Genomic DNA, 10,359 nt, shown 5'->3' on the forward strand with positions numbered 1-10,359 from the left:
CTTGCGGCCCGCCGCGAAAACAAGTTAGGGCCAACTAGGGCCCCCAGAGATTCCGAAATCAGAACGAATGCCGCATCCCGATACGCACATCGGCCTGAGTCGTAGTCGACGACGGCGTGAAGCTATACCCGATCACAGCATCCACCCCTTGCGAAGCATGGAGCCAGTCTCCCGAGAGATAGACTTCGGTACGCTTGGAAAGCGAGTAATGCACCCCTGCCGAAAGCTGATTCCAGTGATTCCCATCGAAATGCGTGTACTGGTAGCCGCCGATCAGGCTCACAGAGGGCGTGATTTGCCAGTCGGCGCCGCCTTCGGCCACCTGCATATGCTCGCTCTGTCCAAACGCCTTGATCTGGGTATAGGTAAAGTCGCCCATCAACGTAACGGGCCCAATCACATAACTGGCCCCCACACCGAACGCTCCTTGCTTGTCCACCGGAAACGCATTGTTCGCATAGAGATCGGTAACGGCGCCCGTGGCGGGATCAACGCTCACAGTAGGCTGCCCAAAGAACGTATGCACACCGATCATCGCGTAAGGATCGAACGCATAAATCCCCGACGGGTTATTCAACTGCGTATACGCCGTGCCCGCCGAAAAATTGCCGTTCTGATATTGCGCACCCACGCTCCATGCACTACCCGTATGGAATTCCCCAGGCGTATTGCTGAACGAATACATGCCACCGAACTGGAACCCTCCATACGTATTCGACGTGAACTTCACGGCGTTCGGCAGATGGTCGCCATTCATGCGGTCGAAGTCGCCCTGGTTAATGGCGTAGCCGCTCGCCCAAGCGGAAACGTTGTACTGGTAAACCATGTCCTGCGTCATATCGGACTGGTTGCCGAACGTGAGCGTGCCCCAATCGCTCTGCAGACCTACGTAAGCCACACGCCCAAACAACGAGCCACCATTGGCGATTTCGCCATTACCCAAATGAAAGCCGCTTTCCAGATCGAAGATGGCCTTGTTGCCGCCGCCAAGGTCCTCGGTGCCTTTGATGCCCCAGCGGTTCGCATACGAAACACCGTCGTCGAACTTCACCTGATGCGAGCCGCCCGCGTTGGTGACGTAAGTCACGCCCGCATCGATGATCCCGTACATCGTCACGCTGCTCTGAGCCTCGCTCTCGGTGGAGAGCGCGGCCAATGCGAGTGCGATGCCAGTCAGTGCCGCCACTTTCACTTTCTTCATGGTCCAGGTCTCTCTTCTCTTGGGATACGGTTGATGGGCCGCATAAATGACGTCCCCTGAGACGTACAAATCGCGTGCGTATCGGTAAGCCCGCTGCACGCCTTATGCGGATCGTGAGAACGTACAAATCCAAATCTCGCGTGACTTTCGCGAACGCGACGCACACTTGGGAAAAAGCGCCGCCCCACCAGATCGGCGTTTTTCTTGATTGATCGTTCAATAAAAAAAGAATAAAGTGAGGGCCTTCCAGCTGCGCCTTGAAGAATCGCCATGCCCAAGATCGGAATGCGCGACGTCCGTCGCGCGCAACTCATTGATGCGACCCTGCAATCGATCGACCAGTCCGGGTTGTCGGGCACGACGCTTGCAACGGTCGCGCAGCACGCGAACATCTCGACCGGGATCGTCAGTCACTATTTCGGCGGCAAGGACGGCCTGCTCGAGGCCACCATGCGCCACATCCTGCGCGATCTCTGGGAGGCCACCATGCGCCGCCGCACGGCGGCCAGGGACGAGCCGCGCGCGCGCTTGCGCGCCATCGTCGCCGCGAATTTCGACGTCTCGCAGGTGAATACGCCGGTCATGAAGACCTGGCTCGCGTTCTGGGCCGAGAGCATGCATCAGCCCGCCCTGCGCCGTCTGCAGCGCGTGAATACGCGCCGGCTCTATTCGAACCTGTGCGCCGAGTTCGAGAAGGTCTTGCCGCACGCAGCCTCGCGGCGCGCCGCCAGCGGCCTCGCCGCCATGATCGACGGCCTGTGGCTGCGCGGCACCCTGACCGGCGAACCGTTCGACACCAAGGCCGCCCTGCGCGTCGCCAACGAATACATCGATCTCATGCTCGAAACGCGCGCCAAGGCGCGCTCGAGCAAGTCCGCCTAGCCTGGAGTCACCCACCATGTCTGTTTATCCGCTCGAACGCCTCTTCATTGACGGCGCATTCACCGACGCCACCAGCGGCGAGACCTTCGAAACGCGCGATCCCGCCACCGGCGAATTGCTCGCCACGGTGCAGCAAGCCAGCGCCGCCGACATCGACCGCGCCGTGCAATCGGCGCGCGCCGGCCAGCGCGTGTGGGCCGCCATGACCGCCATGGAGCGCTCGCGCATCCTGCGCCGCGCCGTCGAGCTGCTGCGCGCGCGCAACGACGCGCTCGCCGCGCTGGAAACGCGCGACACCGGCAAGCCCATCGCGGAAACGAGCGCCGTGGATATCGTCACGGGCGCCGACGTGATCGAGTACTACGCCGGCCTCGCCACCGCCATCGAGGGCCAGCAGATTCCGCTGCGCCAGGATTCGTTCGTCTATACGCGCCGCGAGCCGCTGGGCGTGACCGCGGGCATTGGCGCATGGAACTACCCCATTCAGATCGCGTGCTGGAAATCGGCGCCCGCGCTGGCTGCCGGCAATGCCATGATCTTCAAGCCGAGCGAGGTCACGCCGCTGTCCGCCTCGAAGCTCGCCGAAATCTATCTCGAAGCCGGCGTGCCGCCGGGCGTGTTCAACGTCGTGCAAGGCGACGCGCGCGTGGGTGCGATGCTCAGCACGCATCCCGACATCGAAAAGATCTCGTTCACGGGCGGCGTGGAAACGGGCAAGAAGGTCATGGCCGCGGCCGGCGGCTCGTCGCTGAAGGAAGTGACGATGGAGCTGGGCGGCAAGTCGCCGCTGATCGTCTTCGAAGACGCCGATCTCGATCGAGCCGCCGATATTGCGGTCACCGCCAACTTCTTCAGCTCGGGCCAGGTCTGCACCAACGGCACGCGCGTCTTCGTGCACGCATCCCTGCTCCCGGCGTTCGAGGCGAAAGTCGTCGAACGCGTGGCGCGCATCCGCGTCGGGCATCCCGGCAACCCCGCCACCAACTTCGGCCCGCTCGCCAGCGCGGCGCAGCTCGACAAGGTGCTCGGCTATATCGAGAGCGGCAAGCGCGAAGGCGCGCGGCTCGTTGCGGGCGGCGCGCGCCTCGTGGAAGGCGAATTCGCGCGCGGCCAGTATGTGCAGCCGACCGTATTCGCCGATTGCCGCGACGACATGAAGATCGTGCGCGAGGAAATCTTCGGCCCGGTCATGAGCATTCTTGGCTTCACTGAGGAATCCGAAGTCATCGCACGGGCGAACGACACCCTCTATGGCCTGGCCGCGGGTGTCGTCACCGAGAATCTGTCGCGCGCGCATCGCGTGATTCACCGGCTCGAAGCGGGCATCTGCTGGATCAACACCTGGGGCGAATCGCCCGCGGAAATGCCCGTGGGCGGCTACAAGCAATCGGGCGTGGGGCGCGAGAACGGTATCACGACGCTCGAGCACTACACGCGCATCAAATCCGTCCAGGTCGAACTGGGACCGTATCGGCCCGCCTTTTGAGGGTATTTAAGGGTATTTGAGGGAGCACGGCATGGCAGCGCAAGAGTACGACTACATCATCATCGGCGCGGGATCGGCGGGCAACGTGCTCGCCACCCGGCTTACCGAGGATCGCGACGTCACGGTCCTGCTGCTGGAAGCGGGCGGTCCCGACTACCGCTTCGACTTCCGCACGCAGATGCCCGCCGCACTCGCATATCCGTTGCAGGGCCGCCGCTACAACTGGGCCTACGAAACCGACCCCGAGCCGTTCATGGACAACCGGCGCATGGAGTGCGGGCGCGGCAAGGGGCTGGGCGGCTCTTCGCTCATCAACGGCATGTGCTATATCCGCGGCAACGCGCTCGACTATGACGGCTGGGCCGAGCGCAAGGGGCTGGAGAACTGGACCTATCTGGATTGCCTGCCCTACTTCCGCAAGGCGGAAACGCGCGACGTGGGCGCGAACGACTATCACGGCGGCGAAGGCCCCGTGCACGTGACCACCAGCAAACCCGGCGTAAACCCGCTTTTCGAGGCGATGGTGGAGGCCGGCGTGCAGGCCGGCTACCCGCGCACCGACGATCTGAACGGCTACCGCCAGGAAGGCTTCGGGCCGATGGACCGCACGGTGACGGCCAAGGGCCGGCGCGCGAGCACCGCGCGCGGCTACCTGGATCAGGCGAAGCAGCGGCCCAACCTCGATATCGTCACGCACGCGACCACCGACCGGATCCTGTTCAGCGGCAAGCGCGCGAACGGCGTGGTGTTTCTCGACGGCAATGCGCAGGTGAAGCGCTATGCGCGCCGCGAGGTGCTGGTGTGCTCGGGCGCGATCGCCTCGCCGCAACTGCTGCAGCGCTCGGGCGTGGGCCCCGGCGCGTGGCTGCGCGAGCTCGACATTCCGGTCGTGCTCGACCTGCCCGGCGTGGGACAGAATCTTCAGGACCACCTGGAGATGTACATGCAGTACGAGTGCAAGGAGCCCGTTTCGCTCTACCCTGCGCTGCTCAAGCGCAATCAGCCCGCCATCGGGCTCGAATGGATGTTGCGCGGCACCGGCAAGGGCGCGAGCAATCATTTCGAAGCGGGCGGCTTCATCCGCACGCGCGACGACGACCCGTGGCCCAATATCCAGTATCACTTCCTGCCTGTTGCGATCAACTACAACGGCAGCAACGCGATCAAGATGCACGGCTTTCAGGCGCACGTGGGCTCGATGCGTTCGCCTAGCCGCGGTCGTGTGAAGCTGCGCTCGCGCGATCCGCGCCAGCATCCGTCGATTCTCTTCAACTACATGTCCGAAGCGCTCGACTGGCGCGAGTTCCGCGACGCCATCCGCATCACGCGCGAGATCATCGCGCAGCCGGCGCTCGACCGTTACCGTGGCCGCGAGCTGAACCCCGGCGCCGACCTCAAGACCGACGCGCAGATCGACGCCTTCGTGCGCGGCCGCGCGGAGACGGCCTTTCACCCGTCGTGCTCGTGCGCGATGGGCTACGACGACATGGCCGTTGTGGATGCGGAGGGCCGCGTGCACGGCATCGAAGGCTTACGCGTGGTGGACGCCTCGATCATGCCGCTCATCACCACCGGCAACCTGAACGCGCCGACGATCATGCTCGCCGAGAAGATTGCCGACCGCATTCGCGGCCGCCAGCCGCTCGCGCGCTCGACGGCGCAGTATTACGTGGCCAATGGTGCGCCGGCGCGAGGTGGGGATTTGCCGCTGCGCCCGACGGGAGGCAAGGGAATAAAGGCGGCGCCGAGCGCAGCGAAGCGGAAGGCGCACGCGGTATCGTAATTATGGCAGTCCATCGGATACCTGAATAATCGGGTATCCGTTGCGGGCCGGAATCGAAGCGCGAAGCGCGGCGATTCCGGCCCGCATGCATTTATACGAGGGAAATCCTCAAGGATTTTCCGCAGGCAGCGGCGTACTTGCGCAGCGTCGCCAGAGATGGAGAATGCTTTTCGCTGGCGAGCGAAGATTCCAGACGGGATACCGCGGAGGTGGTGGTGCCCATACGCTCGGCGACCTGTGCCTGCGTAAGGCCTGCTTCCTTGCGAGCAGTGAGCAGCGTGTCCAGCGCCGCGAATTCTTCTTCCAATGCCTCGTACGCGGCCTTGAACGCCGGGTCCTGCATCAACCGGTCGATATCGGCTTTCGTATGCGGGACGGGATTGTACCGATCCTCGAGTTCGCGCTTCACCCTCGCCTTAGCCATTGTCCAAAACCTCCTTCAAGCGTTTGCGGGCAATACGCAACTCGGTAACCGGGGTTTCCTGCGTCTTCTTGATGAACGAATGCAGGATAACGATGCGCTGGCCCATCTGTGTGCAATAGAAAACTCGCCCGATGCCTTCATGACCACGCGGACGAAGTTCAAACAGTCCACCTCCCATAGCGCGCGAATGCGGCATTCGCAGATCGGCACCGAACTTCTCCATGACGCCGAGCAGCCGCATGTAGCCGGCGAGAATACCCACCGGTAGAGAGAAAACCTCGGTCCTTACACGCTCGCTGTAGTACGTGATCGTCCACATGCTGTTTCCGATATTAGCAAATTTGCGAAATTCGAGCAAGTTTGCCGGAGGACAGCATCCAGGGCCATGAGCAGGTGCAAGAAAGTCATGGGTACCTGGATATCAGGTAATCACCCCATTGCAGAGAAGCCCCGAGCAGCCGTAAAAGCAAAAACGGCGTCACGCGGCATCCGAAATCCGAATGCCAACGTGACGCCGTGAGCCTTAACGCAGGGTTAAAACCGCCCGGTTACACCGCCGCAGCCAACCGATACGAAATCGCAATAGTCAACGCAGCCGCAATCAACGCCGCATACGGCAACATATCGCGCCACTTGCTGCGCGCAGGAATCTTCACCTCCATATCGAGCGCACTGCCCGCGGGAAACTGACCACGATCCTGCCAGTAGTGACGATAAGCGAACACCGGCACGATCAGCAGCATCGCGATCAAGCCATCACGCAGCGTGTTAGCCCCTTGCAAATTCGCACCCGCGCCCACAAACACGAGATTCGCATAACCGCACAGCGCGCCAAGCGCGAGCAGCCACGTCGGGCAGCGGAACGGCCGATCCCACGACGGCCGATCCATGCGATGAATCCACCCCGATTGCAGATTGAGAAACACGAACAGCATGTAGCACACGTTCGAGATGGACAGCACCGTCATGTAGTCGGACATCGCCAGCAGCACGAGGTTGAAGCCCAGATCGGTCCACATGGCCGCGGTAGGCGCGCCGTGCTCGTTCACACGCGAGAGATAGCGCGGCAGCCAGCCATCCACCGAAGCCTGATACAGCGTGCGCGAGGACCCCATCATCGAAGTCATCACGATCAGCAGAATCGAGAGCATCAGCATCACGACCACGGCATTGCCGACCCATGCGCCACCGCCCACGATGGACGCCATCGCCATGCCAACGCCGGTGCCGTCGCCAATGCGCGGATCGAGCATCGCCTGCATGCCGAGCGAACCCTGGAAGGCGAGCGGCACGAGCGTCATCACGACGAGGCAGAGCGCGCCCGACCAGAAGATCGCGCGCGCGGTATCGCGGCGCGGATCGCGGAATTCGCGCGTATAGCAGACGGCGGTCTCGAAGCCATACGAAGCCCAGCCGGCCATGAACATGGCGCCCAGCGCCATCACCACACCCTGGCCGTTCCATGCGCCGAAGCGCGAGGCGGTGAGATTGCCCTGCGCGTCGTGGCCGAGCGGCAGCAGCGGGAAGAGATGCTTTGCGGGCACGTCGCCGGTGAAGAACGGCACGAGACCGACGATCAGAAGCGGCGTGAGCGAGGCGATGCCGAGTATCTTCTGCGTCTTCGCGGCCTTCGATGCGCCGCTATGTTGAAGCCGGAACGTAATGAGCAGGAACGCCGCTGCAATCATGAAGGTGGCGTTGATGCGCAGCGTGAGCCCGGGCTTGATGAAGTCGAGGTTCGCCAGCGTCCAGTGCCATTGCAGGATGGCCGCATCGGGCGAAAACAGCGTGGCGAGCGCGTAGTTCGCGGCCAGCCCGCAGCCGAGCGCGAGCATGGGTGACCAGGCGAGCCAGTTGCACCACACGGAGACCGGCGCAATCATCTTGCCGTAGCGCACCCAGCCAATCGCGCCATAGACCGACGCGCCACCCGATTTGTGCGGAAAAAGGCCGGAAATCTCGGCATAGGTCGCGCTCTGCATGAGGCCCATCGTGATCGATGCGATCCAGATGGCCCATGCGGGCTGGCCTATCGTGGCGCACACGCCACCGATCGTGAAAAGCACACCCGCCGGTACGCCGCTCGTGACCCAAAATGCGTCTTTCCAGGTAAGGCCACGCTGCAGCGCATGGCCATGGTCGCCTCGGGCGCCAACATCGTCGGCACCCCGCGTACGTATTCCAGCTTGCTCCATCCAATTCCTCCTGAGGTCTAACGCTAATCAACCAAAATTGCCGCGCCAATTGGGGCCTTCAGGGATCGCCAGGGACGTGCCGTGCATGCATACAGTTCGTCCCGGGCGCCCCGGCCGTCCGCAAGAGGGTGCGAACGGCGGCCACAACATGTCGACGCAAAGCGTCAATTCACGCCCAGATACGCGCGCACGGCGGGCAGGCCCGGCTTGCCGTCGAGGGTCGTCACCCCGGCGAGCCACTTGTCGAGGATCTGCGGATTGGACTTGAGCCAGTCGGCGGCCGCCTTGTTCGGGTCTTCCTTGGCGGCGATGGGCACCATCAAATGGTTCTCGATGGCGGTCGTGAACTGCAGGTTGGAGACGAACTTCGCGACGTTCGGGCAGCGCGCGCTGTAATCAGGCGGTTCCGCGGTCAAGACCTTCGCCGCGCCGTAATTGGGTCCGAAAACGTCATCGCCACCCGCGAGGTAGTCGATCTTCATCTGCACGTTCATCGGATGCGGCTCCCAGCCGAGGAACACGATCCACTGTTTGTCGCGCACGGCGCGGTTCACCTGCACCAGCATGCCGGCCTCGCTCGACTCCACAAGCTTGAACTTGCCGAGGCCATACTGGTTCGAGCTGATCATCTTCTGAATCAGCTGGTTGCCGTCGTTGCCGGGCTCGATCCCGTAGATCTTGCCCTGCAATTTATCCGCGTACTTCGCGATGTCCTGGAACGAGTGCAGGCCACCCTGGTACACGTAGTCGGGCACTGCGAGCGTGTATTTCGCGCCGATGAGATTGGGGGTCGGCAACACCTTGATCGTGCCCGCTTTCGTGAACGGCTCGATCATCGGGTCCATCGTCGGCGACCAGTAGCCGAGGAACACGTCAATCTGCTTGCTCTTCAGGCCCGCGAACGTAATGGGCACCGACGCGATGGTCTTGGTGGGCTCGTAGCCGAGTCCGCTCAATATGGTGGACGCAACGCCCGTGGTTGCAGCGATGTCGGTCCAGCCGACGTCGGCAAAACGCACCGCCTTGCATTCGGCGGGATCCGCCGCATAGGCGCTGGAGCAGGCGGCGGCGGCAAACAGCAACGCACAGGCCTGCAGGGTCTGAAATCGGCTCATCTTCATCTCCTCGAGATTGCACAGCGTCGATCGGTTCCTCATGGAAGGGATGGCGGCAAACTCGCGGACAAACTGCGGGCTGACCAGCGCAAGACGCGTGCCCGCCCCTGTTCCTGTGCCCCGGTACCCCTTGTGGCGGGGCTGACGGGAAGAAAGGCGGCGAGGACGCGCATCCCACGGTCAATAGTCGTTTGGCAAAAAACGGATCAACGTAGCAATTGCGACGAGCACTTGCGCATTTGCGACACCTCGACGTCGCGAGGTCCGAACGACAAGGTTTTAAGTTGATTGAACGATCAATCGAAATACGGAATGGGTCGCCGTCCGGCTGCTTTCAAAGGCACTTCATCTGCATGCGTTTTGCTTTCGTTTTCATTGCATTCGTGGTTGCGGCTGTGGTTGCGGAGCGCAGATTCTATTTATAAGGACTTCGATCTATTTCCCTTTACCGCTACACGTGTGAGCAGCGGCGCGAGCGTTATGCGCATGGCTTCGCCCATTCGGGATTCGGATAGCTGTCCGCGCAGCACCGCGAGCCGCACGAGCATTTGAGCGTGCGCGGCGCGTAGGCGATGACGAGTAGCGCGCGCGGCACCGGCGCGAGGCGTTCGAGTTGGCGACGAATCCGGGCCGCCTGCGCGGTCGCATCGGTGCCCGTGAGCGTGGACGCGGACGGCACGCCTTGATGCAGCACGCCCAGCGAAGACATACCGCCACGCTCGACGGCATGGCGTAGCGCGTCGCGCAAGGCGGCGGCGTGACTCGTGTACAGGTCGCGCATGGTGAGCCTTTACCAGGCTGCTGAAGTACCGGCGGTAACGTCATCGCGGAAGGCCGGTGAAGCGTTGATGGAAGACCCCCACTTGCCCCCTGGAGATCATGCGCGGCGCCGACACATTCACCGAGAGTTTGTTTTCCATGCGCAAGCTGGACGACTTCGTTCCGAAGTCGCATCCGTTGCGTTCGATCCGCGTGATGGCGAACGAAGCGCTGGCGAAGATGGATCGGTTGTTTGCCGGGATGTACGAGGCCGACATCAAGGGTGGGCGGCCGAGCATCGCGCCGGAGAAGTTGCTGCGAGCCATGCTGATCCAGGTGCTCTACAGCATCCGATCGGAGCGCCAACTGATGGAGCAGGTGCAATACAACCTGCTGTTTCGCTGGTTCATCGGCTTGGCCATGGATGACGAGGTCTGGGTGCCGACGGTCTTCACGAAGAACCGCGAACGTTTGATCATGCATGATGCAGTGATCGAATTTTTCAACGAAGTTG

10 protein-coding genes are annotated in these 10,359 nt (G+C 62.5%); 4 read left to right on the forward strand and 6 right to left on the reverse strand.

What is annotated here, in order from left to right; translation table 11 throughout:
* Nucleotides 1–58: 58 nt before the first annotated feature.
* A complete protein-coding gene (locus BO1_RS47135; protein ID WP_028223529.1) occupies nucleotides 59–1,201 on the reverse strand; it encodes a porin in 1,143 nt (380 codons plus the stop codon).
* 270 nt (nucleotides 1,202–1,471) lie between these two features.
* Here BO1_RS47135 and betI point away from each other — a divergent pair, with 270 nt between their 5' ends.
* The 3 genes from betI to betA are packed head-to-tail and all read left to right on the forward strand — an operon-like array spanning nucleotide 1,472 to nucleotide 5,352.
* Nucleotides 1,472–2,083 carry a transcriptional regulator BetI gene (gene betI / locus BO1_RS47140; RefSeq protein ID WP_028223530.1) on the forward strand — a complete coding sequence of 204 codons (612 nt, stop codon included), beginning with the start codon at nucleotides 1,472–1,474 and terminating at the stop codon, nucleotides 2,081–2,083.
* Between the two features lie 16 nt (nucleotides 2,084–2,099).
* Entirely contained in the window at nucleotides 2,100–3,569 is a 1,470-nt protein-coding gene (betB, locus tag BO1_RS47145; RefSeq protein WP_028223531.1) for a betaine-aldehyde dehydrogenase, read from the forward strand.
* Between the two features lie 31 nt (nucleotides 3,570–3,600).
* A complete protein-coding gene (betA, locus tag BO1_RS55760; protein ID WP_084688824.1) occupies nucleotides 3,601–5,352 on the forward strand; it encodes a choline dehydrogenase in 1,752 nt (583 codons plus the stop codon).
* A gap of 91 nt (nucleotides 5,353–5,443) precedes the next feature.
* On the opposite strand, the gene BO1_RS47155 is transcribed toward betA, so the two are convergent.
* The 5 genes from BO1_RS47155 to BO1_RS47175 form a co-directional block, all read right to left on the reverse strand.
* Nucleotides 5,444–5,776, reverse strand: coding sequence for a helix-turn-helix domain-containing protein (locus tag BO1_RS47155; RefSeq protein WP_218002876.1), 333 nt, complete (start codon nucleotides 5,774–5,776; stop codon nucleotides 5,444–5,446).
* Nucleotides 5,769–6,095, reverse strand: coding sequence for a type II toxin-antitoxin system RelE/ParE family toxin (locus tag BO1_RS47160; RefSeq protein ID WP_043289117.1), 327 nt, complete (start codon nucleotides 6,093–6,095; stop codon nucleotides 5,769–5,771). Before BO1_RS47160 ends, BO1_RS47155 begins: the two co-directional genes overlap by 8 nt.
* Nucleotides 6,096–6,324: 229 nt before the next feature.
* A complete protein-coding gene (locus tag BO1_RS47165; protein ID WP_028223534.1) occupies nucleotides 6,325–7,971 on the reverse strand; it encodes an APC family permease in 1,647 nt (548 codons plus the stop codon).
* A 164-nt stretch (nucleotides 7,972–8,135) separates the two neighbouring features.
* The gene (locus tag BO1_RS47170) at nucleotides 8,136–9,086 is read right to left on the reverse strand and encodes a choline ABC transporter substrate-binding protein (protein WP_028223535.1); all 951 of its coding nucleotides are present in this window, start codon (nucleotides 9,084–9,086) and stop codon (nucleotides 8,136–8,138) included.
* Nucleotides 9,087–9,564: 478 nt separating this feature from the next.
* Nucleotides 9,565–9,867: a hypothetical protein gene (locus tag BO1_RS47175; RefSeq protein ID WP_028223536.1), complete on the reverse strand. Its 303-nt coding sequence runs from the start codon at nucleotides 9,865–9,867 to the stop codon at nucleotides 9,565–9,567.
* Between the two features lie 98 nt (nucleotides 9,868–9,965).
* Here BO1_RS47175 and BO1_RS47180 point away from each other — a divergent pair.
* The coding region (locus tag BO1_RS47180; protein ID WP_028223537.1) for a transposase at nucleotides 9,966–10,359 on the forward strand (394 nt) is incomplete at its 3' end.

Origin of the sequence: Paraburkholderia oxyphila NBRC 105797 (assembly GCF_000685075.1) — a bacterium.
Classification (GTDB): Bacteria; Pseudomonadota; Gammaproteobacteria; order Burkholderiales; family Burkholderiaceae; genus Paraburkholderia; species Paraburkholderia oxyphila.

Coding starts and splice junctions, on each gene's coding strand:
- betI (WP_028223530.1), top strand. CDS start 1,472: ATGCCCAAGATCGGAATGCGCGACGTCCGTCGCGCGCAACTCATTGAT.
- BO1_RS47165 (WP_028223534.1), bottom strand. CDS start 7,971: ATGGAGCAAGCTGGAATACGTACGCGGGGTGCCGACGATGTTGGCGCC.
- BO1_RS47170 (WP_028223535.1), bottom strand. CDS start 9,086: ATGAGCCGATTTCAGACCCTGCAGGCCTGTGCGTTGCTGTTTGCCGCC.
- BO1_RS47160 (WP_043289117.1), bottom strand. CDS start 6,095: ATGTGGACGATCACGTACTACAGCGAGCGTGTAAGGACCGAGGTTTTC.
- betB (WP_028223531.1), top strand. CDS start 2,100: ATGTCTGTTTATCCGCTCGAACGCCTCTTCATTGACGGCGCATTCACC.
- BO1_RS47135 (WP_028223529.1), bottom strand. CDS start 1,201: ATGAAGAAAGTGAAAGTGGCGGCACTGACTGGCATCGCACTCGCATTG.
- BO1_RS47175 (WP_028223536.1), bottom strand. CDS start 9,867: ATGCGCGACCTGTACACGAGTCACGCCGCCGCCTTGCGCGACGCGCTA.
- BO1_RS47155 (WP_218002876.1), bottom strand. CDS start 5,776: ATGGCTAAGGCGAGGGTGAAGCGCGAACTCGAGGATCGGTACAATCCC.
- betA (WP_084688824.1), top strand. CDS start 3,601: ATGGCAGCGCAAGAGTACGACTACATCATCATCGGCGCGGGATCGGCG.